Annotated in this window: 23 protein-coding genes; 16 read left to right on the forward strand and 7 right to left on the reverse strand. The window is 74.5% G+C overall.

Features of this window, described 5'->3' with window-relative positions:
* Positions 1–17: 17 nt before the first annotated feature.
* The 4 genes from A3CO_RS32455 (at position 18) to A3CO_RS0115175 (ending at position 3,816) form a co-directional block, all read left to right on the forward strand.
* Positions 18–1,121, forward strand: a complete 1,104-nt coding sequence (locus tag A3CO_RS32455) for a glycosyltransferase family 4 protein (RefSeq protein WP_033414514.1) — start codon at positions 18–20, stop codon at positions 1,119–1,121.
* On the forward strand, positions 1,118–2,032 hold the full coding sequence (locus A3CO_RS32460; protein WP_018333098.1) for a glycosyltransferase family 9 protein: 915 nt from the start codon (positions 1,118–1,120) through the stop codon (positions 2,030–2,032). The genes A3CO_RS32455 and A3CO_RS32460 overlap by 4 nt, the downstream gene beginning before the upstream one ends.
* 23 nt (positions 2,033–2,055) lie before the next feature.
* On the forward strand, positions 2,056–3,042 hold the full coding sequence (locus A3CO_RS0115170; RefSeq protein WP_018333099.1) for an aldo/keto reductase: 987 nt from the start codon (positions 2,056–2,058) through the stop codon (positions 3,040–3,042).
* A 114-nt stretch (positions 3,043–3,156) separates the two neighbouring features.
* Positions 3,157–3,816, forward strand: coding sequence for a GntR family transcriptional regulator (locus tag A3CO_RS0115175; RefSeq protein WP_018333100.1), 660 nt, complete (start codon positions 3,157–3,159; stop codon positions 3,814–3,816).
* 7 nt (positions 3,817–3,823) lie between these two features.
* Here the strand turns inward: A3CO_RS0115175 and A3CO_RS0115180 are convergent, their stop codons facing one another.
* The gene (locus A3CO_RS0115180; protein ID WP_018333101.1) at positions 3,824–4,813 is read right to left on the reverse strand and encodes a patatin-like phospholipase family protein; all 990 of its coding nucleotides are present in this window, start codon (positions 4,811–4,813) and stop codon (positions 3,824–3,826) included.
* Positions 4,814–5,112: 299 nt separating this feature from the next.
* Positions 5,113–6,822 carry a metallophosphoesterase gene (locus A3CO_RS0115185; RefSeq protein WP_026204642.1) on the reverse strand — a complete coding sequence of 570 codons (1,710 nt, stop codon included), beginning with the start codon at positions 6,820–6,822 and terminating at the stop codon, positions 5,113–5,115.
* Positions 6,823–6,959: 137 nt separating this feature from the next.
* On the opposite strand from A3CO_RS0115185, the gene A3CO_RS0115190 reads away from it, so the two are divergent.
* The 4 genes from A3CO_RS0115190 (at position 6,960) to A3CO_RS0115205 (ending at position 12,813) form a co-directional block, all read left to right on the forward strand.
* Positions 6,960–8,609 (forward strand): CocE/NonD family hydrolase, encoded by a 1,650-nt coding sequence (locus A3CO_RS0115190; RefSeq protein WP_018333103.1) that lies wholly within the window; start codon positions 6,960–6,962, stop codon positions 8,607–8,609.
* A 340-nt stretch (positions 8,610–8,949) separates the two neighbouring features.
* On the forward strand, positions 8,950–9,777 hold the full coding sequence (locus A3CO_RS32465) for a SigB/SigF/SigG family RNA polymerase sigma factor (RefSeq protein WP_018333104.1): 828 nt from the start codon (positions 8,950–8,952) through the stop codon (positions 9,775–9,777).
* 270 nt (positions 9,778–10,047) lie between these two features.
* Positions 10,048–11,691, forward strand: a complete 1,644-nt coding sequence (locus A3CO_RS32470) for an APC family permease (RefSeq protein WP_051085958.1) — start codon at positions 10,048–10,050, stop codon at positions 11,689–11,691.
* A 183-nt stretch (positions 11,692–11,874) separates the two neighbouring features.
* Entirely contained in the window at positions 11,875–12,813 is a 939-nt protein-coding gene (locus A3CO_RS0115205; RefSeq protein ID WP_018333106.1) for a hypothetical protein, read from the forward strand.
* Between the two features lie 76 nt (positions 12,814–12,889).
* Here A3CO_RS0115205 and A3CO_RS0115210 read toward each other — a convergent pair whose 3' ends face one another.
* Positions 12,890–13,915, reverse strand: coding sequence for an esterase/lipase family protein (locus A3CO_RS0115210; protein WP_157647589.1), 1,026 nt, complete (start codon positions 13,913–13,915; stop codon positions 12,890–12,892).
* Between the two features lie 51 nt (positions 13,916–13,966).
* On the reverse strand, positions 13,967–14,887 hold the full coding sequence (locus tag A3CO_RS0115215) for an IclR family transcriptional regulator (RefSeq protein ID WP_018333108.1): 921 nt from the start codon (positions 14,885–14,887) through the stop codon (positions 13,967–13,969).
* A 130-nt stretch (positions 14,888–15,017) separates the two neighbouring features.
* Here A3CO_RS0115215 and pcaH point away from each other — a divergent pair, with 130 nt between their 5' ends.
* Genes pcaH through A3CO_RS0115230 form a run of 3 tightly spaced genes read left to right on the forward strand, consistent with a single transcriptional unit; the run spans position 15,018 to position 17,540 of the window.
* Positions 15,018–15,728, forward strand: coding sequence for a protocatechuate 3,4-dioxygenase subunit beta (pcaH, locus tag A3CO_RS0115220; RefSeq protein ID WP_157647616.1), 711 nt, complete (start codon positions 15,018–15,020; stop codon positions 15,726–15,728).
* A gap of 1 nt (position 15,729) precedes the next feature.
* Entirely contained in the window at positions 15,730–16,305 is a 576-nt protein-coding gene (gene pcaG / locus A3CO_RS0115225) for a protocatechuate 3,4-dioxygenase subunit alpha (RefSeq protein WP_018333110.1), read from the forward strand.
* Positions 16,302–17,540 carry a 4-hydroxybenzoate 3-monooxygenase gene (locus tag A3CO_RS0115230; protein ID WP_018333111.1) on the forward strand — a complete coding sequence of 413 codons (1,239 nt, stop codon included), beginning with the start codon at positions 16,302–16,304 and terminating at the stop codon, positions 17,538–17,540. The genes pcaG and A3CO_RS0115230 overlap by 4 nt, the downstream gene beginning before the upstream one ends.
* 19 nt (positions 17,541–17,559) lie before the next feature.
* On the opposite strand, the gene A3CO_RS0115235 is transcribed toward A3CO_RS0115230, so the two are convergent.
* The gene (locus A3CO_RS0115235) at positions 17,560–18,042 is read right to left on the reverse strand and encodes an Lrp/AsnC family transcriptional regulator (protein WP_026204643.1); all 483 of its coding nucleotides are present in this window, start codon (positions 18,040–18,042) and stop codon (positions 17,560–17,562) included.
* 81 nt (positions 18,043–18,123) lie between these two features.
* Here A3CO_RS0115235 and A3CO_RS0115240 point away from each other — a divergent pair, with 81 nt between their 5' ends.
* From A3CO_RS0115240 to A3CO_RS0115250, 3 genes are all read left to right on the forward strand, one after another.
* Positions 18,124–19,080, forward strand: a complete 957-nt coding sequence (locus A3CO_RS0115240; RefSeq protein ID WP_157647590.1) for a DMT family transporter — start codon at positions 18,124–18,126, stop codon at positions 19,078–19,080.
* A gap of 64 nt (positions 19,081–19,144) precedes the next feature.
* Positions 19,145–19,990 carry a p-hydroxycinnamoyl CoA hydratase/lyase gene (locus A3CO_RS0115245; RefSeq protein ID WP_018333114.1) on the forward strand — a complete coding sequence of 282 codons (846 nt, stop codon included), beginning with the start codon at positions 19,145–19,147 and terminating at the stop codon, positions 19,988–19,990.
* Complete coding sequence (locus A3CO_RS0115250; RefSeq protein ID WP_018333115.1) at positions 19,987–21,465, forward strand: acyl-CoA synthetase; 1,479 nt, start codon at positions 19,987–19,989, stop codon at positions 21,463–21,465. The genes A3CO_RS0115245 and A3CO_RS0115250 overlap by 4 nt, the downstream gene beginning before the upstream one ends.
* Here A3CO_RS0115250 and A3CO_RS0115255 read toward each other — a convergent pair.
* Positions 21,451–21,900, reverse strand: coding sequence for a MarR family winged helix-turn-helix transcriptional regulator (locus A3CO_RS0115255; RefSeq protein ID WP_018333116.1), 450 nt, complete (start codon positions 21,898–21,900; stop codon positions 21,451–21,453). The genes A3CO_RS0115250 and A3CO_RS0115255 overlap by 15 nt on opposite strands.
* A gap of 100 nt (positions 21,901–22,000) precedes the next feature.
* On the opposite strand from A3CO_RS0115255, the gene A3CO_RS0115260 reads away from it, so the two are divergent.
* A complete protein-coding gene (locus A3CO_RS0115260; RefSeq protein ID WP_018333117.1) occupies positions 22,001–23,455 on the forward strand; it encodes an AMP-binding protein in 1,455 nt (484 codons plus the stop codon).
* Positions 23,456–23,498: 43 nt separating this feature from the next.
* On the forward strand, positions 23,499–23,729 hold the full coding sequence (locus tag A3CO_RS0115265) for a hypothetical protein (protein ID WP_018333118.1): 231 nt from the start codon (positions 23,499–23,501) through the stop codon (positions 23,727–23,729).
* Positions 23,730–23,744: 15 nt separating this feature from the next.
* Here the strand turns inward: A3CO_RS0115265 and A3CO_RS0115270 are convergent, their stop codons facing one another.
* Complete coding sequence (locus tag A3CO_RS0115270; protein WP_211214481.1) at positions 23,745–24,650, reverse strand: acyl-CoA desaturase; 906 nt, start codon at positions 24,648–24,650, stop codon at positions 23,745–23,747.
* Positions 24,651–24,711 lie beyond the last annotated feature (61 nt).

Raw genomic sequence — 24,711 nt, forward strand, 5'->3', positions numbered from 1 at the left:
TCCGGGTACCGGCCCTCGTGCCCCCGCCCACGGTCGCGATGCTCCACGGCCGCGCCGACCCCGCCCACGACGGCGTCGCCGACTACACCGCCCGCCTCGTCGCCGCGCTGCGCGCCGCCGGCACCGAGGTGCGCGACGTCCCCGTCGACCCGGGCCCCCGCGGTCTGCTCGCCGCGGTGCGGGCGGCCCGCGGCGCCGACGTCGTGCACCTGCAGTTCGCGCCGTCGGCCTACCGGTTCTCCAGCTGGCCGGGCCTGCTCGGGGACCTGGTGGGAGCGCCTTTGGTCACCACCATCCACGAGTACGGCTGGTGGTCGCCCCGCCCCTGGCGCCTCCCCGCCCGCCTCGGGCTCGCCGACCCCGAGAGCGGCCGGCTGGTCCCGCGCAGCGCGCGGGTCATCACCACGAACGGGGCCCACGAGGCGGTCCTGCGGGCCCGGTTCCCGACGACGGGCGTGGTCCGGCTGCCGATCCCGCCGAACGTCGTGGTGGCCCCGCCCGTCGACCGCGCGGCCGTCCGTGGGGCGCTCGGCATCGCCCCGGACGCGACGGTGGTGGTGTTCTTCGGCTTCGTCCACCCGGTCAAGGGGCTGCGCTACCTGATCGACGCCGTCGCGCGGCTGGCGCCCGAGCACCCGTCGCTGCACCTGCTGGTGGTCGGCGGCTTCACCTCGCTCGCCCTGCCCGACGACGAGGCGACGGCGTTCCGCGCGGAGCTCACGAAGCACGTCGCGGACGCGGGCGCGACCGACCGCGTCACGATCACCGGGCACGTCCCCGCCGCCGAGGTCTCCGCCGCCCTGCAGGCCGCCGACGTCGCCGCCTTCCCGTTCACCGCGGGCGCGACCACGAAGAGCGGGGCCCTGCTCGCCGCGTTCGACCACGGGCTCCCGACGATCGTCACCCAGCTCGAGGCCGACACCGAGCTCGTCGACGGCGAGACCGTCGTCGTCGCCCCCGCCGTGCGCGACGTCGACGTGCTCGTCACGGCGCTGCGCCGACTCCTCGCCGACCCCGCCCTCGCCGCCCGGGTCGCCGCCGGGGGGCGGGACCTGCTCACGGGCCGGGACTGGCCGACGCTGGCCGAGCGGCACCGGGCGCTGTACGCGGAGCTGGCGTGAGGACGCTCGTCGTCGACCTGCTCGGCGGCCTCGGTGACCTGATCATGGTGCTGCCGTCGGTCCACGCCCTGGCCGACGCCGCCCCGGACGGCGAGCTGGTGGTGCTCACCCACGAGCCCGGCGACGCGCTGCTCGCCCGCGACCCGGCCGTGACCGCCGTGCGGACCGCGGCGAAGCACGCGGAGCGACCCGCCGTCGGGAAGGCCCTGGCGGAGCTCGAGCCCGACCTCGTCGTGACGACCACCCGCTTCGACGGCATCGGCGACCTGATCGACGCCGACGCGGCGGCCCGGGGCACGCGCGCCGTGACGAACCTGTGGCGCTCGCCGCCGGCGGACGAGCTCGTGGGGGAGCGCTACCAGCGCATCCTCGCGGCCGAGGGCGTCATCGCCGGACCGCCGCGACCGCCGCGCATCGTGCTCGGCGACGACGAGCGGGTGCCGGAGCCCGCGCCCGGCACCGTCGTCCTCGTGCCTGACGCGGGGATGGCCGTGAAGCGCTGGCCGTGGTGGCGCGACCTGGTGGCCTCCCTGGGGGACCGGCCCGTCGTCGCCGTCACCCCGGTCGCGGGCGTCCCGACCTGGGAGCCGACCGACCTGCGCGGGCTCGCCGCCCGGTTCGCGGCGGTCGGCCGGGCGGGCGGCGTGGTGGTGGGCGGGGACACCGGCCCGGTGCGGATGGCGGCGGCGGTCGGGGCGCCGACGGTGGCGCTGTTCGGGCCCACGCTCGCGAGCCGCTACGGCCTCGAGGAGGGCCGCAACCTGCAGGGACACCCCGACTGCCCGGTGCGCCGGCCGACGGCGATCACCGAGCAGGAGTGCTGGTGGGAGGCGGCCTGCCCGTTCTCGACGACGGGTCCGGCCTGCCTGGAGGCGCTGCCCGCGGCGGACGTCGCGGCCGTCATCGGCTGACGGATCGGGGGTAACCAGGGGGCATGCGTTATCTGGAGCTGCCGACCACCAAGCGCTGGTCGGCCATCGGACTCGGGACCTGGCAGTTCGGGTCGAGCGAGTGGGGGTACGGCGGCGACTACACCTCGGGACCCGACTCGGAGGCCGCGCGGATCGTGCGCCGCGCCCTCGAGCTGGGCATCACCGTCTTCGACACCGCGGAGGTCTACGGCTTCGGGCGCAGCGAGCGGATCCTCGGCGACGCCCTCGACCGTGCCGACGCCGATCCGGCGACCACCGTCGTCGCGTCGAAGGTCTTCCCGGTGTTCCCCGTGGGGCCGGTCGTCGAGCAGCGCGGCGTGGCCAGCTCGGGCCGGCTCCGCCGTCCGCTCGACCTCTACCAGGTCCACCAGCCGAACCCGCTGATCGGCGACCGCCGCACCATGCCCGGCATGCGCACGCTGCAGGCCGCGGGCGTGGTCGACGAGGTCGGGGTGTCGAACTACTCCCTCGACCGCTGGCAGGACGCCGAGGCCGCGCTCGGGTCGCGCGTGATCTCCAACCAGGTGCAGTACAGCCTCGTGTCGCGGGACCCGGAGCGGGAGCTGCTGCCCTACGCCGCCGAGGCCGGCCGTGCGGTGATCGCCTACAGCCCGCTCGCCCAGGGGCTGCTCTCCGGGAAGTTCGACGCCGACCACCGGCCGTCGAACCGGGTGCGGCAGATCAACACGCTGTTCCTGCCCGAGTCGCTGCGCCGGGCCCAGCCGCTCGTCGACGTGCTGCGCGAGGTGGCCGCCGTCCACGACGCGACGCCGTCGCAGGTCGCGCTGGCGTGGACGATCCACCGCCCCGAGGTCGTCGCGATCCCGGGTGCCTCCAGCGTCGAGCAGCTCGAGAGCAACTGCGCGGCCGCCGAGATCGTGCTCGCGCCCGACGAGTGGTCCGCGCTCAACGAGGCGTCCGACCGGTTCGAGCCCGTCCGCGGTGTGTCCGCGGCGATCGGGGTCGCCCGGGGCCTCGCGGGGGTCTGAGGTCGCCCGGCCCGCCCGTTCGCAGGCGGGATGCCCCGGGGCGGGCGCGAGTAGGGTCACACGCACTCGCGGGCAGGGCGTCCGGACGAGCGGGCCGAACGGGAGCCGGGTGCGGTGGACGGGACGCGTACTGGCCACTCCGCCAAGGAACGCGCGTACCGCCACACCAAGGCGGCGATCCTCGACGGCAGCCTCCCCGGCGGCGAGCTGATCAGCGAGGGTCAGGTCGCCGAGGTGCTCGCGATGAGCCGGACGCCCGTGCGCGAGGCGTTCCTGCGCCTCGAGGCCGAGGGGCTGCTGCGCCTGTTCCCCAAGCGCGGTGCTCTCGTCGTCCCGGTCTCGCCCGCCGAGGTCGAGGCGGTGCTCGAGGCGCGGGAACTCGTCGAGGGGCACGCGGTCGCGAAGCTGTGCGCGGCGCCGGAGGCCGAGCGCGCGGCGGTCCTCGCCCGGCTGCGCGAGGTCCTGGCCGAGCAGCGGGCCGCGTTCGGCGTCGGCGACGAGCGGGCCTTCGCCGAGGGCGACCGCCGCTTCCACACCGTGCTCGTGGAGAGCGCCGGCAACCCGATCCTCTCCGAGCTCTACCGGTCGCTGCGTGACCGCCAGCTGCGCATGAACCTCGGCTCCCTGCTCGGTCACGGACCCGCCCGCGCCGAGCAGATCCTCGGCCAGCACGAGGCGATCCTGGCGGCGCTGGGCCCCGACCGGACCGTCGAGGCCCACGGTCGGCTCTCCGAGCACCTCGAGGCCACCCGCACCGCCGTGCTGGGACGGTAGCGGGCCGCTAGGACACCCTCTGCTCGTCCGGCGGCGCCACGCCCTCGAGCGCCGGCTCGATCATCGCCCGCAGCGCGTCGCACCCGGTCTCCACGCCGCGGCGCAGCCGGTCCGGGTCGGTCTCCAGCGGGTTGATCGTGTCCGCGCCCTCGGGCGGGCGGACCTCGAGCAGGTGCGGGGGCTCGTCACCCTCGTCGAGGCTGGCCGCCGCGAGCCGCTCGTCGTCGGCGCGACGGGTCTCGAGGCGGTTGCCCAGCACGTGCACCAGGCCCGGCACCCTGGTCTGGCCCAGCCGGGTGACCAGCGCCTTCTCCAGCCGCGTCGCGTCGATCGCCTCCTGGTCGGCCCGGCGGGTGCGCAGCATGAGCACGTGCGTCGCGCCCTGGTCGAGGGCGGTGTGGAAGGGGAGCGGCTCCGCGACCGCCGCGTCCACGAGACGGCGCCCGTGGATCTCGATGGGCAGCCCGGCGAGTAGCGGCACGTTCGCCGAGGCACGCAGCGCGAGCTTGAGCGAGGCCGCGTCCGTGATCGTGCCGTGCAGGTCGAGCGCCTCACCGGTGTCGACGTCGGTGGCCACGGGGTGCAGCGGGACCTCGGCGTCGACGATGGCCTGCCAGTCGACCGGGACGATCTCCTCGCCGACGGTCTCGACGAGGTACTCCACGTCGACCACCGGCCGTCCGCGCAGCCCGCGGAAGGGCCGGGTGACCCGCTCCATCAGGCCGGGCTCCCACCACCCGGCGCAGCACTTCTCGGTCTGCCCGCCGACGAGCCAGCTGCCGGCCAGCGCGCCCGCGGAGGCGCCGTACACCGCGTCGAAGCAGCGGGTGAGCCCCAGGCGTTCGAGGCCGAGCACCATGCCCGAGGAGTAGGTCGCGCGGGAGCCGCCGCCCTCGATGGCGAGGGCGACGCGGTGGCCGTCGGTCCGGTCCCCCGGACCCGACCCCTCGGCGAGGCGGGCGGCGAGGACCTCGAGAACGCGATGGCGCCGGGACACCTCATCATCCTTCCGGGTGCACGGCCGTACGGCGAGACGGACGAGGGCGACTCGTCCGCGCGGCGCACGACGGAACGGCGTCACGACCGACGGGACGACGCGTCGCCCCGGAGTCCACACAGTACGGACGACGATTCCGGTGACGATGTCCGAGTTCCGTCACCGGGAGTTCCGCGGGGATGTGTCGGAGGATCCCCGCCGACGTCGTCGGTGGACGTCGAGAGGCCCGGGCCACGTGGCCCGGGCCTCTCCGGCGGGTTCCGGCGGACTCCCGCGTGTTCCGGAGTGCGCCTTCGGGCTCAGCCCGCCCGGCGCTCCAGGACGACCCGGTCGACCTCCGCCCCGGTGTCGGTGATCGTGCGCATCGTCATGGTCGTCAGCTGGCCGGGCCCGGAGGGCGGGACCACGTCCACCGTCACGTAGGCGTAGTCGAGGTAGCGCGCCTGCGACCAGTCGACGGTGTCGGGGATCTTGCCGGTCGCGCTCACCGCCTGGTAGCTCACGACGTTCACGTCGCCCTGCGGTGCCGGGTTGCCGCGGTAGCGGTCGACCTCGCCGGGCTGCCAGGCGTAGCGGGGGCGTCCGCCGGAGCCGACGCAGACGTAGGTCGTGCCGTCGGTCGCGGGCCGCGCCGTCCCGCCGTCGGGGACCTGCGTCGTCGAGCGTCCCCCGCGGATCGGGTTCGACCGCTCGTACTGGTGGTTGTGTCCCTGCAGCGCGAGGTCGACCGAGAACTCGTCGAACAGCGGCGCCACCGCCGCACGCACCCCGGCGTCGGAGGCGTGCGTCGAGGACGTGGCGTAGGCGCAGTGGTGGAAGAAGGCGACGACGAAGTCGACGCCCGAGCCGGCGGTGCGCCACTGGCCCAGCGTCTGGCGCAGCCAGGCGACCTGCGACCCTCCGGAGTAGCCCGCGTTGGTCGGGATCTCCATGGACAGGTCGTTGGCGTCGACGCTGATCACGCCGACGTTGCCGTAGCGCATGGAGTAGACGCTCGGGCAGGCGCTCGGGCCGGTCCGCGGCAGGTCCAGCCGGGCGGCGTGGCCGCCGTAGCCGTGCAGCGCACCGCGGGCCTGGTTGTCGTCGTAGAGGGCCTCCATGTCGTGGTTGCCGGTGGCGAACATCCACGGGGTGGTGGCGGCGGAGCGCTCGATGAGCCCGAAGTAGGTGGTCCACACCGTCGGGTCGAAGGAGTCGAACCCGGTCGGCGACTTCGAGGTGCCGGTGCTCTTCACCGGCTCGCCCATGCCGGACGGGTCGGCGTAGCAGATGTCGCCGGCGAGCAGGTGGAACGCGGGCCGGGTGCCGGCGATCCGGTCGACCATGGCGGTCGAGGGCGTCATCGTGCGCCGGGTGTCGTCGGGCTTGTAGTAGCCGTTGGTGAAGCCGGACAGCCCGCTCGACGGGACCATGTCGACGCCCTGGTCGGCGAACGCGGTGAAGCTCCACGGCGACGTCGGCTGCCGCGGCGCGGTGTGGAAGGTGGCCGTCTCGGTGGTGGTGCCGTCGGCGAGCCGGAAGCGGTAGTCGTAGCTCGCACCGGGCTGCAGACCGTTGGCGAGCGCGTGGACGAAGTACTGGTCGCTGGCCCGGATCGAGCCGTCCGCCTGCGGCACCTGCGAGACCAGGTGGCGCACCTCGACCGGCAGCGTCGCCCCGAACGAGCCGTTCTGGCCGAGGTCGACCAGCACCGCGCCCTGCGGCGGCGCGGTCAGCTCGCCCGCCATCGCCATCGACCGCATCGGGTCGTCCCCGAACGCCAGGTGCCGGCCCACCACCGACACCGGCGCCTGCGCGGCGGACGCGCACGCGGCGAGCGTCCACGGCGCGGAGGCCAGTCCCATGGCGGCGACGACGCCGGAGCCGCGCTTGAGGGCGCTGCGGCGCGAGACCGGGTGGCGGCGCAGGAAGCCGGAGATCCAGTCGTGCTGCTCGGCGACGGTCATGTGTTCGGCGAGGTGGGCCGGGACGCCGACGTCGGGGGCCTCGCCACGGGGGGTGCGCGTCACGACGGGCAGCGTCACCCGGAGGTGGATCGGGCGCACGGGAAGGTGGTTGAACACGACGTGAACACGTCTCATGGAACGGACGAAACGGTCAGCGACGACCTCCTGCCGGAGTGACGGCCGCTTGCCATGATGGGGCGATGAGCCCCGTCACCCGACTGCTGCGCCGCGGGATCGGCCTGCCCGCCCCCCGCGCCCCGCGGGTCCGCGTCGTCCGGGACGTCGCGGTGCCGATGCCCGACGGGGTCGTCCTGCGCCACGACCACCACCGGCCGGCCGGGGTCGGGCGCGGACCGGTCGTGCTGGTGCGCAGCCCGTACGGGCGGGCGGGCTGGGTGGGGCTCGTGTTCGGCCGGCTCGTCGCCGAGCGCGGCTACCAGGTCGTGGTCCAGTCGGTGCGCGGCACGGCGGGCTCCGAGGGGGAGCTGTCCCCGTTCGACGAGGCCGACGACGGCGTGGCGACCGTCGACTGGCTCGTCGCCCAGCCCTTCTGCGACGGCCGCGTCGCCACCCTCGGGCCGAGCTACCTCGGCATCACGCAGTGGGCGCTGGCGCCCGAGGCCGGGGACGCGCTCGCCGCCATGGGCACGCTGGTCACCGCCTCGCAGTTCCGCGACCAGACCTACCCCGGCGGGGCGTTCTCCCTGGACAACGCCCTGTCCTGGGCCGCGATGATGCAGCACCCCGGGCTCGGCGGTCGCCTCGTCGAGGCGGTGCGCCACCGGGTGCAGGCGGGCTTCGGCACCGTGCCGCTCTCGCAGGCCGACCTGGTCGCCGCGGGCGTCCCGATCGACTTCTTCCAGGACTGGCTGCGCGAGGACGACCCGGACTCCGCCTACTGGGCCAAGCGGTCCTACGCGGGCGGTGTCCGCGAGGTCGGCCGCCGCGACGTCGCGATCAGCATGACCGGCGGGTGGCAGGACATCTTCCTGCCCTGGCAGCTCGCCGACCACGCCGCGCTGCGCGCCGCCGGCGCCCGCCCCCTGCTGCGCATCGGCCCGTGGGTGCACACGAGCCGCGAGGGCATGGCGGCCGGACTCCGCGACGCGCTCCGGACCTTCGACGAGACCTTCGGGCACGCCGTTCCCGACGACGGGGACCCGGTGCACCTCGAGCTCTCCGGGGGCGGGGGCGCCCGCCGGCTCGCCGACTGGCCTCCGGAGCACACCCGCGAGCAGGCCTTCTACCTGCGCACCGACCACGGGCTCGGGACGGAACCGCCGACGTTCCCGACGCGCGACGACGCCTACTGGGCGGGCACCCGCCTCGTGTACGACCCGAACGACCCCACCCCCGCCGTCGGGGGCCCGATCCTCACGGGCGCCTCCGGGCCGCGGGACCAGACCGCGCTCGAGGCCCGCGACGACGTCGTCGTCTTCACCGGCCCCGTGCTCGACCGCGACCTCGTCGCCCTCGGTCCGGCCCGCGCCACGGTGCACGTCCGCGCCGAGGTCGAGCACCTCGACGTGTTCGTCCGGGTCTGCGACGTCGACCCCGCGGGCCGCTCGGTCAACGTCACCGACGGGATCCGGCGGCTCCGGCCGGGCTCGCCCGCGCCCGCCGACGACGGGACGGTGCCGGTGGAGGTCGAGCTGTGGCCGGTGGGGCACCGCTTCGCGGCCGGCCACCGCGTCCGGGTGCAGGTCTCGGGCGGCGCGCACCCCCGGTTCGCGCGGCACCCCGGCACGGGCGCCCCGCTCGGCGACGGCCGGCTGCTCGTCGCCCGCGAACGCGAGGTGCTCCACGACGCCGCCCACCCCTCGCACGTGGTGCTCGCCGTCGAGCCGTGACGCGCCGACGCCGTCGGGTGGTCAGTCCAGTCAACAGGTGCGTTTACACTGCGCGGGCCGCCGGGTCGCACCGGCGGGGCACGGTGGCGGCCCTCCCCCCGGGTGGCCACGGTGTCGAGCGGACCGGCCGTCCCCCCGGCCGGTCCGCTCCCGTTCCCCCGAACGGCGGTGTCGGGGGGCGGCGCGCGTGATCGGGTCCTTGCGTTGCGTGGTGCGCGGCTGAAACGCTGGCCCGGCTCGAAGTCCTCCGGTTCAGACCGCAGCCGCGATGACGAGGCTCGGACTCCCGCGCCGGAGCGCGGCGTGCCCGTGCATCCGACGCGATGGCGGGGGCACGGACATGGCGTCGACGACGACCGGACACCACGGCAAGCAGGAGCAGGACTACCGGGAGCTCGCGCCGTTGCTGGCCGAACACGCCGGGTACGCCGCGGACGACCCGCGACGGGCCGACCTGCGCAGCCGGCTGGTGGTGGCCTACCTGCCCGTGGCCCACAACATCGCACGGCGCTTCGCACGCCGCGGTGAGCCGACCGAGGATCTCGAGCAGGTCGCCACGGTCGGGCTGATGCACGCGGTCGACCGGTTCGACCCCGGCCGCGAGCGGGACTTCCTGTCCTACGCGGTCCCGACGATCATGGGCGAGGTCCGCCGCTACTTCCGCGACTCGGCGTGGTCGGTCCGCACCCCGCGCAGCGTCAAGGACCGCTACCTCGCCGTCGGCGGCGCGACCGCCGCGCTCTCGCAGCGGCTCGGCCGGGCCCCGACGGTCGCGGAGATCGCCGAGCACCTCGGGATCTCCCGCGACGAGGTCAGCGAGGCCGTCTCGGCCCACGGCTCCTACCACCCGGCGTCGCTCGACGAGACCCTCGGCGAGGGCGACGACTCCTCGCTGGTGAACGTCCTCGGCACCGTCGACCCGGAGTTCGACCGCGTCGAGGTGCGGTCGCTGGTCCACGGTCTCGTGGCCTCGCTGCCCCGCCGCGAGCGCACGATGCTCGCGCTGCGCTTCGTCCACGAGCAGACGCAGGCCGAGATCGCCGCGGTGCTCTGCATCTCCCAGATGCACGTCTCCCGGCTGCTCGCGCGCACGCTTGCCCAGCTGCGGGCGCAGGTGGAGGCGCAGCTCCTCGCCGACGACGACGCCGGGCCCCCGCTCGCGAGCTGAGGCGCTCCGCCGTCCCCGTGACAGGGACGCGTCGTTGCTGCCACCCGACGGCAGCAACGACGCATTCCTGTCACCGGCGGGCTCGCCCGACCGGGTGGCCACGGGACTTTCCGTGACGTTCTGGTGACGAGCTGTCCGATTGTTCCTTCGTTGTTCACTCGACGGTCCGGTTACACCCGATTAAGCCCCTAACGTCCGGGTCGCGCGGACGACGGCGGGTGAGCACGATCCCGTGCGCCCGACCACCTGCGTGAGATCCCGGGGAGTCCCATGTCCACCACCGCCGACGCGCCTGTATCCAGCGGGCCCGGCCTTCGCCGCACCGTCGGGTTCAGCGCCCTGATGTTCATCTCGCTCGGCTCGATCATCGGGTCGGGCTGGCTCCTCGGCGCCCTGACGGCAGCCAAGTCGGCGGGCGGCGCGTCCATCCTGTCCTGGGTGCTCGCGGGCGTGATCGTCGTGCTGCTGGCGCTGGTGCACGCCGAGCTCGGCTCCACCTACCCGGTCGCCGGCGGCACCGCCCGCTACCCGCGGCTGGCGTTCGGCGCGGTCGCCGGCTTCACCGCCGGCTGGGTCGGCTGGCTCCAGGCCGTCGCGATCGCCCCGATCGAGGTCGAGGCGGCGCTGTCCTACCTCGACCACCTCGTCCACGGGTTCGTCGACGACAACGGCAACCTGACCGGCCTCGGCCTGCTGGTCGCCGCGGCCCTCATGGTCGTGTTCACCCTGATCAACCTGGCCGGGGTGGCGCTGCTCGCCGAGACCAACCGGATCACGGTGCTGTGGAAGATCGCGATCCCGGTGCTCACCGTGATCGTCCTGATCGCGGTCGCCTTCCACGGCAGCAACTTCGTCGCCGGTGGCGGCTTCGCCCCGTACGGCGCGCACGGCGTGTTCGCCGCGCTGCCGCTCGGCGTGGTGTTCGCCCTGCAGGGGTTCGAGCAGGCGGCCCAGATGGGCGGCGAGGCGAGCAACCCGCAGCGGGACCTGCCGCGCGCCCTCATCGGCGCGGTCGCGCTCGGGGTGGTCATCTACCTCGCCCTCGAGGTCGCCTTCGTCGGGGCGCTCGACCCCGCGGCGCTCGCGACGGGCTGGGAGAACCCGATCGGCAAGGGCGACTTCGGGCCGTACGTGACGATCGCCGGGGCCCTCGGCCTGACCTGGCTGTCGATCCTGCTCTACGTCGACGCGTTCATCTCGCCGGCCGGGACCGGCCTCGTCTACGTCGCCACCTCGGCGCGGCTGTCCTACGCGCTCGGGCAGACCGGGTTCGCCCCCAAGGGACTCGCGAAGATCTCCAAGCGCGGCATCCCGTGGGTCTCGACGGTCGTCGCGTTCGTCGTCGGGCTGATCGCCTTCGCACCGTTCCCCAGTTGGCAGTCCCTGGTCTCGATCGTGACGTCGGCGACCGTGATCATGTACGGCTTCGCCCCGCTGACCCTGGCGGCCCTGCGCAAGGTCGACCCCGACCGGCCGCGGCCCTACCGGATGCCCGCCGCGACCGTCATCGCCCCGCTCTCGTTCATCGCGGCCAACGAGATCATCTACTGGTCGGGCTGGACGACCGACTGGAAGCTCGGCGTCGCCATCGTCATCGGGTTCGCGCTCTTCGCGGCCTACCGGGCCTACCGGTCGTCCCGCGAGGGGCTCGCGTTCGCCGGGAAGGACCTCCAGCTGCGGTCGCTCGGCTGGATCCTCCCGTGGCTCGGCGGGATCCTCGTGATCTCCGCGCTCGGGCAGTACGACGGCGCGTCGATCATCCCGGAGTGGATCGACCTGGCCGCCGTGGCGGTGTGGTCGCTGGTGATCTTCTACCTCGCCGTCTCGATGGCGATGCCGGCCGACCAGGTGGCGCGCGAGGTCGAGGCCGAGGCGGCCGAGGCCGGCGCGGAGTCGGCCGAACTGCACGCGTAGCACCGGGCCCGCCGGGTACGTCCGCTCGATGTCGACCGGACTGCCCGGGACGGGCCCGGCAGGCGTGGGGGCGGATCGCCGTGGGCGGGGCCACGGCGATCCGCCCCCTTCCTGTTCTCCCCGCCGCGGGCGCGGGTCGCCGCCTGAGCACGGAGCGGGGCGGACCGGGCAGGATGCCCTCCCGTGAGCGAGGAGGCGGAGGGTCCCGACGTCGAGGACGCGGCGGACGAGCTCTACGGGCTGCATCCCGACCGCTTCGTGCCCCGTCGCACCGAGCTGGTGAAGGCGGCCAGGGCGGTGAAGGACAAGGAGGCCGCGACCGCGATCGGTGCCCTGCGCAAGCCGTCGCTCGGGGCGTGGCTGGCCAACGTCCTGGCGCGGGAGTCGCCCGACGAGGTGGGCGCGCTCGAGGAGCTCGGCGGGCAGCTGCGCACGGCGCAGGAGACGTTGTCGGGCGACGCGCTGCGGACGTTGACCTCGCAGCGCCGCGAGCTCGTCGGCGCCCTCGTCGCGCGCGCCCGCAAGCTCGCGCGGGAGGACGGGGAGAAGGTCGGCGACTCGGTCGCCCGTGACCTGGAGCAGACGATCGCCGCCGCGCTGGCCGACCCGGAGGCGGCCCGGGCCTTCGCGGCCGGTCGGCTGACGACCGCGCTCGAGCCGGGCGTCGGGTTCACCGGCGGCTCGACCGCCCGGGGCGCGGGCGGCACGACGCGCCGGCCCCCGCCACGCGGCTCGTCCGGCTCCTCGGCGGCGCGACCCGCGCCCCGTCGTCGGGACGGGCCCGAGCCCGACGACGGGCCGGACCCGGCCGAGGTCGAACGCGAGCGCGCGCGGGAGGCGGCGCAGCGGGCGGTTGAGCGCGCCCGCGAGGCGCGCGACGACACGGCCCGCGCGGCCGAATGGGCCCGGCACCGCGTCGAGCAGGCCGGGTCCGACCACGACGAGGCGGCTGCCGCGGCACAGTCGTTGCGGGAGCGGCTGGCCCGCGCCGAGGCCGACGAGTCCGCCGCGCGCGAGGCGCTCGACGCCGCCCGGGAGGCCGCCGACGAGGCCGACACCGCCGCCGACGAGGCCCGCCGCGCCCTCGACCAGGCCGAGGCGGAGCGGGCCGACCTGGAGTAGGCCCTCACGACAGGAAAGCGTCGTTGCTGTCACTGGGTGACAGCAACGACGCTTCGCTGCCAGGAGGGGGAGGGCCTCAGCCCGCCGTCGCGTACGGCATCAGCGGCGGCTCGGCGGGCACGCGCGGGTAGGTGGCGACCTGGTACCCGGCGCCGGCCACGTAGGCGGCGAACCGGGCCGGACCGGTCACCGGGTCGACCCCGGGCTGGAACGGCTGCACACACACGGTCTTCGGGACCCGCGCGGCCGAGGCGAGTCCGCCGTGGTCGAGCGCGTCGATCACGAGCCCGTAGGCGACGGGGTCGATCGAGCCCATCGACAGGTGGTCGGCGACGTGGCCGGGGCAGACGTCGAAGGTCGAGATGTTCGCCCGGCCGCCCGCGCCGGTGTTCAGCCGCGAGCTCTCGGCGGGCGGGAGGTTGGGGAACACGACCTCGTCGGTGGGGGTCCACATCGAGGTGTAGTTGATGCCGGCGTAGGTCTCGACGCCGGCGTTGAGGGCGCCGAGGAAGTGGGAGAAGGACGCCTGCTGCCAGATCGACGGGGCGCAGCCCGTGGTGCAGGCCGGGTAGGAGTCCAGGGTGCCGTGGTTGGACGGGTCGATCGCGACGTACTGGCCGACCTTCGTGCGGGTGTCGGGCCAGTACTTCAGGGCCCAGCGGCCGATCATCCCGCCCTGGGAGAAGCCGACGAGGGCGACCTTCTGGCCGCTGTGCGCCTGCACCGAGCGGATCGCGTTCACCACGTACTCGGCCGAGACCTGGATGTCGCTCATCGCGTGGTTCGGCAGTTCCACCGAGCAGTACGGCCGCCCCGCGGCCCGGAACGCCCGGAAGTAGTTCCAGGAGAAGTTCTCGTCGGGGGTCAGCGTCGTCCCGGGGATGAACAGCGCGACCGGCCGGGAGGTGTTCGTCGTGCCGGGCCCGCAGGCGATCGCCGCGTCGAGCGTCCCCTGCGGCGTCGTGAACGCGGGGCCGGAGGTGGCGGTCGACCAGGTGGGGGCGGCGGCCGCAGGGGCGGCGAGGCCGGCCGCGAGGGCCAGCCCCACCACGCCGGCGCCGAGCGCCCTGACCCACGAACCCCTCGTCGGGAACGGCCGCATGTGTGTGTCTCCTCACCCGCGCAGTTGCGGGAAGTAGACCTCACCCGGCGATCACGACGACGGCCGGGGTACGTCCGTCCGGAGGGTGCGCGGCGTCCGACTGGGGGTCGGGGCGCCGATCGCGCGGGAGATGCCGCGGGCGGCCGCGCGTACCGCCGGCACCAGCGTCCGCGGCTCGATGCCCCCGGGGGTCGACGGCGAGGGGACGACCACCGAGATCGCGGCGACGACGGCGTCGCCCTCGCCGCGCACGGGGGCGGCGACCGAGAGCGAGGCGAGGTCGATCATCCCGTCGCACACCGCGACGCCGTCGCGACGGATCCCGGCGAGCGTGCGGCGCAGGACGGCCGGGTCGGTGATGGTGCGGGCGGTGAAGGACGTGAGCGGCGCGGCGAGGACCGACTCCTGGACCACCGGCGGGGCGAAGGCCAGCAGCACCTGGCCGACCCCGGTGCCGTGCAGCGGCCACCGGCCGCCGACGCGGGAGAACAGCCGGACGGCGTCGGGGTGGGCGAGCCGCTCGACGTAGACGCCCTCGTGGCCGTCGCGCACCGCGAGCTGCACGTTCTGGCGGGTGGCCTCGTAGAGGTCCTCGAGGAACGGCATGGCGCGCTCGCGCAGCCCGACGCTGCGCGGGGCGAGTGAGCCGACCTCCCAGAGCCGCAGCCCGATCCGGTAGGCCCCGTCGGCGCCGCGCTCGAGCGCGCCCCAGGCCGCGAGCTCGCCGACCAGACGGTGAGCGGTGGACACCGGCAGGGCCGCCGCGCGGGCGATCTCGGTGAGGGTCAGGGCGGGGTGGTCGTGGTCGAACACCTCGAGGATCGAGAACACGCGACCGGTCACGGTCTCGCCGCCGGCCCGGCCGGTGCTGCGCGCGGCGGAGGAGGTCAGGCCGCTCCCGGAGGGCAGCCCGGGACGGCGGGGGCGGCCGACGGGGCGGGCCGGGGCGGGCTTCGAGGCGTCCGAGGTCACCGGTGGCTCCTTTGCTTCCGGTGGACGGAAGCCAGCCTCTCGCAGTGCGGGGATCCCCGCCACCCTGAGCGGCGTGAGCCCAGCAGCACCCGAGCGCCGACGCACGGAGCAGGACGAGGTCACGGACGCGATCCGCGAGGCCGCGACCGTCGCCCCGCAGCGCGGTGGACACCCCGATCGTGCGTACACGCCCTACCGCTCGACGAGCCTGCGGGCCCCGTCGCAGCCGCTCGTCGTCGCCCCCGCGAGCCTCCTCGAGCAGACGGCGCCGGTGTTCGGGGCGAAGGACGTCCGGCCGACCGACGCCGACCTGACCGTGCACTCGACCGGGGAGCCGCTCGGCGAGCGCATCGTGGTCACCGGTCGGGTGCTCGACCGCGACGGCCGGCCCGTGCGCCACCAGCTCGTGGAGATCTGGCAGGCCAACGCCTCCGGCCGCTACGCCCACGACGGCGACCGCCACCCGGCCCCGCTCGACCCGCACTTCACCGGCGGCGGCCGCTGCCTCACCGACGACGAGGGCCGCTACCGCTTCGTCACGATCAAGCCGGGCGCCTACCCGTGGCGCAACCACCACAACGCCTGGCGGCCGGCGCACATCCACTTCTCGCTGTTCGGCACGGCGTTCACGCAGCGCCTCGTCACGCAGATGTACTTCCCCGGCGACCAGCTCTTCCACCTGGACCCGATCTTCTCCTCGGTCACCGACGAGAAGGCCCAGCAGCGACTGATCGCCACCTACGACCACGACACGACCGTCGCCGAGTGGGCGCTGGGCTACCAGTGGGACATCGTCCTCGACGGTCCCGGCGCCACCCCGCCCGACCCGGACGAGGTGTGAGATGACCCTGGACCCCTCCCCGTCCCAGACCGTCGGCCCGTTCTTCGCCTTCGGCCTCCCCTTCGAGGGCGGCGGCGACCTCGTCCCGCCCGGCACCGCCGGCGCGATCTCGCTGCACGGGACGGTGCGCGACGGCGCGGGTGCCCCGGTGCCGGACGCGCTGCTGGAGTTCTGGCAGGCCGGCCCCGACGGCCGCATCCCCGCCCGGGCCGGGTCGCTCGCCCGCGACGGACGGTCGTTCACCGGCTTCGCCCGCGTGCCCACCGACCGCAGCGGCGACTACGCCGTGCGCACGCTGCGGCCCGGGCCGATCGCGGGCTCCGCGGAGGCGCCGCACCTGGCGGTGACGGTGTTCGCCCGCGGGCTGCTGCACCACCTGTTCACGCGCGTCTACTTCCCGAACCACCCCGAGGCCAACGCCGCGGACCCGCTGCTCGCGGCCCTGCCCGAGGAGCGGGCGGCCACGTTGATGGCCGTCCCCGACGGCTGGTTCGGCGGCCCGGGCTACCGGTTCGACGTCCGGATGCAGGGGCCGGGGGAGACCGTGTTCCTGGACCTCGTCGGGGGCTCGTCGTGAGCGTGACCGTCCCCGACCGCACGACCGTCGCCGTCGTCGGCGGTGGGCCCGCCGGGCTGATGCTCGCCCACCTGCTGCGTGCGCGTGGGGTCGACTCGGTGGTGCTGGAGTCCCGGCCCCGCGAGCGGGTCGAGTCGCGCCAGCGCGCGGGCATCCTCGAGCACGGCACCGTCGACGCGCTGCGCGAGGTCGGGGCGGACGCGCGGATGGACGAGAAGGGCCTGCCCCACGACGGGTTCGCCTTCCACGTCCACGGCGAGCGCATCCACGTCGACATGCAGGCGCTGACCGGGCGCAACGTGATGATCTGGGCGCAGACCGAGGTCGTGAAGGACCTCATCGCCCTGCGCCTCGAGCAGGGCGAGCCGCTGCTGTTCGACGCCGAGGTCAGCGCGGTCGACAAGGTCGACGGGCCGATGTCGCGCGACGGCGAGGCCCTCGTCCGCTACACCCACGAGGGCGTCGAGCACGAGTTGCGCGCCGACGTCGTCGTCGGGGTCGACGGCTTCCACGGGGTCGCCCGCCGCGCCATCCCGACGGAGGCCGTGCGCACCTACGAGCGCGTCTACCCCTTCTCGTGGCTCGGGATCCTGGCCGACGCCCCGCCGTCGTCGGACGAGCTGATCTACGCCCGTCACGTGCGCGGGTTCGCGCTGCTGTCGATGCGCTCGCCCATCGTCACGCGGGCCTACATCCAGGTGCCGAACGACACCGACCCGTCGTCGTGGTCGGACGAGGCGATCTGGGACGAGCTCGAGGCCCGGACGGGGCTCGCCGACGGTTCGTTCCGCCTGAACCGCGGGACGATCACCGACAAGAGCGTGACCCCGATGCGCTCCTTCGTCGCCGAGCCGATGCGCCACGGCCGGCTCTTCCTCGCCGGCGACGCCGCGCACATCGTGCCGCCGACGGGGGCGAAGGGGCTCAACCTCGCCGTCGCCGACGTCCGGGTGCTCGCCGAGGCGATCGCCACGTGGGCCGCCGACGGGTCGGAGGAGCTGCTCGACGCCTACTCCGACACCGCGCTCGCGCGGGTGTGGCGGGGTGAGCACTTCAGCTGGACGATGACGACAATGCTGCACACGGTCCCCGACCAGGACCCGTTCGACGAGCAGCTCGCCCTCTCCCACCTGCGGCTGGTCGCCCAGTCGGAGTCCTACCGGACCACGATCGCCGAGAACTACCGCGGGGTGCCGCTGGCAGGTGAGCAGTCGGTGGGGCCACAGGCCCACTGAGTGCTCACGTGAGCGGAGCTCACATGGACGTGAACCGGTCCACCAGCCCCGACGTCGCGACCATCGTCGTGAAGCGCGCGACGCCGGGGATCTGGGCGAGGGTCCGGCGCAGGAGCACGTCGAGGGCGTGCACGTCCGCCACGTCGATGCGCAGCAGGTAGTCGACGTCGCCGGTCACGTGGTGGCAGCTCACGAGGCCGTCGAGGTCGACGATCCAGCGCTCGAAGCGGCCCACCGTGTCGGCGGTGTGGTCGACCAGCACCACCGACAGGTGCACCACCAGCGCGCGCCCGATCGCCTCCGGGTCGAGCACCGCGCGGTACCCGCGGATGACGCCGTCGGTCTCGAGCCGGCGCAGTCGTCGCTGGGCGGAGGACGCCGACACCTTCACCGCCTCGGCCAGGTCGGCGAGGCTCGAGCGCCCGTGGTCGACGAGGTACGCCAGGATCAACCGGTCGACCCGGTCGAGCTGGGTGCTTCGTTCGCTGGGCGGCGTAGTCATGACGGAATCATGCACCCTCCGGGTCTCCGGGTCGGGAAGTCGCCCGGCATCGCCCACCATGATCGCCGCACCATGGATCTCATGACGAGGAACGTGGCCCTGCTGGCGATGGTGGTCGCCGGTGCGGCGTGGGGAGCGGTGTTCGTGGCGCCCGGGTTGGCGCCGCTCGCCCCGGCCCTGCTGCTGGCGACCGGACGGTTCGTGGCGTTCGGGGCGGTCTCCCTGCCCCAGATCCGCCGGGTGCTGCACGCCGACGTGCCGTGGGGGCGCGTGATCGCCCACGCGTTGACGGGCTCGGTGCTCTACTACGCCCTCGTCGCGGTGTCCGTGCGTCTCGCGGGCCCGACCGTGGCCGTCGCCACCATCGGCCTCGTCCCCGTCGTCATGGCCCTGGTGTCGGCGCGGGGCACGGGCCGTGTGGCCGGGCTCGTGCCCGCCCTGGTCCTCGTCGGGCTCGGGCAGGTGCTGCTGCACATCGGGCCGGGGCAGGACTGGTCGCTCGAGGCCCTCGTCGGCCTCGCCCTCGCCGTGCTCGCCCTGGTCTCGTGGTCCTGGTACGGGCTCGACTCCCACAAGCTCCTGCACGACCGTCCCGACATCGCGCCCGTCCTCGCCGCCGCCCAGGGGCTCGCCGCGGGTGCCCTCGCGCTGCCCGCCGCGATCGCCCTGCTCCTGATCGACGGCGCGCCCGCCCAGCCGCTGCGGGCCCTGGCCGTCGTGCTCTTCCTCGGGCTCGTGTCGTCCTGGCTCGCGGTCCGGCTCTGGCACGCCGCCGCCGGCCACCTGTCGCCGGTGCTGGTCAGCCAGCTCATGGCCTTGGAGACGGCGTGGGGCTTCGTGTTCGCCGCGATCGTCGAGGGCGGTGTCCCCGGCCCGCTCCGGCTCGCCGGTGAGCTCGCCCTGGTGGGCGGGGTCGTCCTCGCGGTGCTCGTCGACGCCCGGCGCTCCCGCCGGGCCGTTCCGGAGCCCGACGCCGGGTCGGTGCCGCTCGCCGAGGACGCGTCGGCACCGGAGTGCGTCGGGGCCGGACGCGCCTGACGCGGCGCACCCGCCGTCGGGAAGACCCCTCCCTGATCATCAGGTTTCCTGTTAATCTCAGCCCATGAGCACGCCACCGTCGTTCGAGACCGTCGCGATCGAGGTCGGGGAGGGACCGGAGGAGGCCGGCATCGGCTGGCTGTTCTTCGACCGGCCCGACAAGCGCAACGCGATGAACCCGACGCTCAACCGCGAGATGATCGAGGCTCTCGACTGGCTGGAGGGGGCCGAGGACGTCCGGGTCGTCGTGCTCACCGGGCGCGGCGACGCGTGGTCGGCGGGCATGGACCTGCAGGAGTACTTCCGCGAGGTCGACGCCGCGCCCCCGCACGTGGAGATCCGGGCCCGCCGCGACTCCGCGGAGTGGCAGTGGCGCCGCCTGATCCACTTCGCGAAGCCGACGATCGCGATGGTCAACGGCTGGTGCTTCGGCGGTGCGTTCACCCCGCTCGTGTGCTGCGACCTGGCCATCGCCGCCGAGGACGCGTCGTTCGGGCTCTCCGAGGTCAACTGGGGCATCCCGCCGGGCGGCCTGGTGTCCCGCGCGCTGGCCGAGACGATCCCTGCGCGGGACGCGCAGTGGTACGTCATGACCGGCGAGCGCTTCGACGGCCGGCAGGCGTCGGCGATGCGGCTGGTCAACGAGGCCGTGCCGGGCGAGACGCTGCGCGCGCGGACCGTCGAGGTGGCGGGGAAGCTGGCGGGCATGAACACCCACGTGCTGCGGGCGGCGAAGGTCGGGGTGAAGAAGGTGCGGCAGATGTCGTGGGACGTCGCCGAGGACTACCTCTACGCCAAGCTCGACGCCGCGACGGGCCACGACCCCGAGCAGGGCAAGCAGCAGGGCCTCACCCAGTTCCTCGACGCCAAGACCTACCGGCCCGGTCTGGGATCCTACGAGCGGTCATGACGCCGCCGCCCGGCCTCGGGACCTGGACCGCCCGCCGCGCCCGCAACTCCCCGGAGCGCGTGGCGCTGGTCGCCGGCCCGACCCGCGTCACCTACGCCGAGCTCGACGACCGCGTCCGCCGGCTCGCCGCCGGGCTGCGCGGCCTCGGGGTCGGCCCGGGCGACCGCGTCGCCCACCTCGGGCCCAACCACCCGGCCTTCGTCGAGACCCTCTTCGCGACGACGGGTCTGGGCGCGGTCTTCGTCCCGCTCAACACCCGGCTCGCCCCGGCCGAGATCGCGTTCGCGCTCGGGGACACGTCGCCGCGGGTGGTGGTCGCCCATCCCGGTGGCAGCGGAGCGTCGTCGCTGCCACTGGACGACAGCAACGACGCCCCGCTGTCGCTGGAGGTGGGGGGCTCCTACGACACCCTCATCGACGGCAGCGACCGCGCCGACCTCGTCGACTCCGACCCCGACGCCCTCGCCGTCCTGATGTTCACCTCCGGCACCACGGGCCGGCCGAAGGCGGCGTGCCTGACCCACGCGAACCTGACGTGGAACGCGCTCAACGTGGTCGTCGACATCGACCTGCGCTCCGACGAGGTGTGCCTGCTCTCGGCCCCGCTCTTCCACGCCGCGGCCCTGGGGATGACCTGCCTGCCGGTGCTGCTCAAGGGCGGCACCCTCGTCCTGGAGCCCGCCTTCGACGTCGACCGCACGCTCGACCTCGTCGAGTCCGAACGCGTGACGATCATGTTCGGCGTCCCGACCATGTTCGCGACGATCGCCCGCTCGCCCCGCTTCGCCGACGCCGACCTCTCGAGCGTCCGCTACCTCCTGTGCGGCGGCGCCCCGGTGCCCCCGGCGCTGCTCGACGTCTATGCGGCACGCGGCCCCGCCTTCCTCCAGGGCTACGGCATGACCGAGGCGGCGCCCGGCGTCCTGCTGCTCGACCCGGCGCACGCGCGCTCGAAGGTCGGGACGGCGGGCCGCCCGCACTTCTTCAGCGACGTCGCGCTCTCGGAGGTGGGCGAGATCCTCGTCCGCGGCCCGCACGTCGTGCCGGGGTACTGGCAGCGCCCCGAGGAGAGCGCCGCCGCGTTCGACGACGGGTGGTTCCGTTCCGGTGACGTCGCGACCGTCGACGACGACGGCTTCCACCGCATCGTCGACCGCGTCAAGGACCTCTACATCTCCGGCGGGGAGAACGTCTCGCCCGCCGAGGTCGAGGGGGTGCTCACCGGCCATCCCGAGGTCGTCGACGCCGCCGTCGTCGGGGTCCCCGACGACCGGTGGGGCGAGGTCGGGCACGCGTGGGTCGTCCTGGCGGCCGGCTCGACGACGACGCCCGCGGACCTGCTCGCGTGGCTCGACGGCCGGCTCGCGCGGTTCAAGACCCCGCGGACCGTCGAGGTCGTCGACGCGCTGCCCCGCAACCCCACGGGCAAGCTCGACAAGCCGGCGCTCCGTCGGTCGCTGTCACCGGGCCAGTGAGGCCCGGGCGGCGTTGAGGTAGGCGCGGAACCGTTCGCGGTCCTCGGCGTCGAGCCCGTGCACCATCCGTTCCTCGATGGCCGCCACCGGGGCCGCGTAGCGCTCGAGGAGGGCGTGGCCCGCGGGGGTCAGCGAGATGAGCAGCTGGCGGCGGTTGTGCGGGTTGCGGTGGCGCACGATGAGCTCGGAGCGCTCGAGCGCCGTCACGAGATCGGCCATCGCCTGCGGCGTGACGAAGGAGTTGCGGGCGAGCTCGGCCGAGGTCAGCCCGTCGCGCGCGACGAGGACGGTCAGCGCCGTGTACTGCAGCGCCGTCACGCCGGACTCGCGCAGCAGCTCGTCGAGCCGGGCACGGACGATGAGCTCGACCTGCTTGACCGCGTAGAGCAGTGACGGCCGCTTGGGTGCGGCGGGCGTCGGGGTCACCCGGCGCATGATGGCACGTTCCTCCCAGCGGGAGGTTCCGCGCGCGCCGGACCCCGGACGGGTGAGAATGTGCGGCACTCCCCGATGACGGTGATCCGGAGGTACGACGGTGCCCCTGCTGCGCGCGCTGCTCGACGGCGGGCTCGACGATCCCGATGCGGTCCGCATCGGCGACACCGCGTTCTCCGGGCCCGAACTGCTCGGCGCGGCCGCGGTCGTCGCCGACGAGATCGCCGGTCGGACCGCCCCGTCCTCCCCGGTCGCGGTCGGTGCGACGCCGAGCGCGGAGACCGTCGTCGCGATCGTCGGCTGTCTGCTCGCGGGGGCCCCGGTGGTCCCGGTCCCGCCGGACTCCGGCCCGGCCGAGCGCGCACACGTCCTCACCGACTCCGGCGCGACGACGTGGTTCGGCGAGCGGCCCCGGGACGTGCGCCTGCCCGCGCGTCGGGTCGATCTCTCGCGGCGGGCGGGGCACGCCGTCACCGAGGCGTCCGGCGACGGGCCGGCGCTCATCCTCTACACGTCCGGGACCACGGGGTCGCCGAAGGGCGTGCTGCTCTCCGCCCACGCGATGGCGACCGGCCTCGACGGGCTCGCCGACGCGTGGGCGTGGACCGACGCCGACACCCTCGCCCACGGCCTGCCGCTGTTCCACGTGCACGGGCTCGTGCTCGGCGTGTTCGGCGCGCTGCGCACCGGCTCCCGGCTGGTCCACACCGGTCGTCCGACGCCGGAGAACTACGCCGCGGCCGTCGCCCGGCACGGCGGGTCGCTGCTGTTCGGGGTGCCCACCGTCTGGTCGCGCATCGGGAACGACCCGACGTCAGCTGCCGCGCTGGCCGACGCCCGGCTGCTCGTCAGCGGGTCGGCGCCGCTGCCCGTGCCGGTCTTCGAGCGCATCCGGGAGCTGACCGGGCAGGCACCCCTGGAGCGCTACGGCATGAGCGAGACCATGATCACCCTCGCGGTCCGCGCCGACGGCGAGCGCCGCGCGGGGTGGGTCGGCGTGCCCGTCGAGGGCGTGGAGGCGCGGCTGCGGGCGGTCACCGAGGACGAGTCCGGGGAACCGGTCACCACCGACGAGGACGTCCCGGCCGACGGCGAGTCGATCGGCGAGCTGCAGGTCCGCGGCGCGTGCCTGTTCGACGGCTACCTCAACCGCCCGGAGGCGACCGCCGAGACCTGGACCGACGACGGCTGGTTCCGCACCGGCGACGCGGCCGTCGTCGACGCCGGCGGCTATCACCGCATCGTCGGGCGCCGGTCGGTCGACCTCATCAAGTCCGGCGGCTACCGCGTCGGCGCGGGCGAGGTGGAGACGGCGTTGCTGGCCTACGAGGGCATCAGCGAGGCGGCCGTCGTCGGGGAGCCGGACTCCGACCTCGGCCAGCGCATCGTCGCCCACGTCGTCTGCCCCGACGGCGCCGTCGACGCCCAGGCCGTCATGGACTTCGTCGGTGAACGGCTCTCCAAGCACAAGCGGCCCCGCGAGGTCGTCGTGGTGGACGAGCTGCCGCGCAACGCGATGGGCAAGGTGCAGAAGGCGCGGTTGCGACGGGCGTGAGGTGCGCCCCGCCGACTACGCTGGGGAGCGAAGGGGATGGCCCGTGTCGGACGAGGAACTGATCGTCGCGTTCGCGCTCACGCGGCTGGACCACCCCGATCTCGAGCTCGAGGAGATCGCGGCGCTGCTGGTGCGGCGGCTCGGCCCGGAGCGCACGCTCGACATGGCCCAGCAGAACCTCGCCGACCGCGGCGAACTGCGCGGCTCGCTGTTCGCCGCCGCCGTCGAGCGCGTGATGCGCGTCGTCCTGACGTTGCGGGACGCGGCGCCCTAGCCGTCCGCCGACGCGTCAGCCCGTCGCCTTGAGCTTCTCCAGCCGCTCCGGCCGTGGCCACCGGACGTTCCACGCCCAACCGAGCTTCTCGAAGAGCGCGATCGTCTCCGCCGACAGGTCGACCTCGAACCGGCCGACGCCGTGGCGCGCCGACGTCGGGTCGGCGTGGTGGAGGTTGTGCCAGGACTCGCCCATCGACAGCACCGCCAGCGGCCACACGTTGGTCGAGCGGTCCCGCGCCTTCCACGGCCGCTCGCCGACCATGTGGCAGATCGAGTTCGTCGACCACGCGACATGGTGCGACAGGCACACCCGCACCAGGCCGGCCCAGAAGAACGCGGTGAATGCGCCCCAGATCGACCAGGTGGCGAGCCCACCGATCAGGGCGGGGACGATGAACGTCGCCGCGGTGATCCACCCGAACGCCCGGCTGACCCGCACCACGTCGGGATCGGCGAGCAGGTCCGGGCAGTAGCGCTGCTGGTCGGTCAGCGAGCGTTCGAGGATCCAGCCCATGTGGGCGTGCCAGAAGCCCTTGGCCAGTGCGGCGGGGGAGGTGCCGTAGCGCCAGGGGGAGTGCGGGTCCCCCTCCTTGTCGGCGAAGGCGTGGTGGCGGCGGTGGTCGGCCACCCAGTGCAGTACCGGGCCCTGCACCGCGAGCGAGCCGGCGACGGCCAACGCGATGCGCAGCGCCCTCCCGCAGCGGAACGCGCCGTGGGTGAAGTACCGGTGGAACCCGACGGTGATGCCGAGCATCGAGACCACGTAGAGCCCGACGGCGAGGCCGACGTCGAGCCAGGAGAGCCCCCAGCCCCAGGCCAGCGGCACGGCTGCGAGCAGGGCGAGGAAGGGCACGGTGACGACGAGGTAGGTCATCACGTGCGGGGCGAGCGGGCGTCGATGGACATGCGTCGTCGTCATCGGTTCCTCACGCTACGGGCGGGAGATGGCCGTCGCGGGACGCAAGCGGAGCAACCCGACG

Source organism: Actinomycetospora chiangmaiensis DSM 45062 (genome assembly GCF_000379625.1).
Taxonomy (GTDB): domain Bacteria; phylum Actinomycetota; class Actinomycetes; order Mycobacteriales; family Pseudonocardiaceae; genus Actinomycetospora; species Actinomycetospora chiangmaiensis.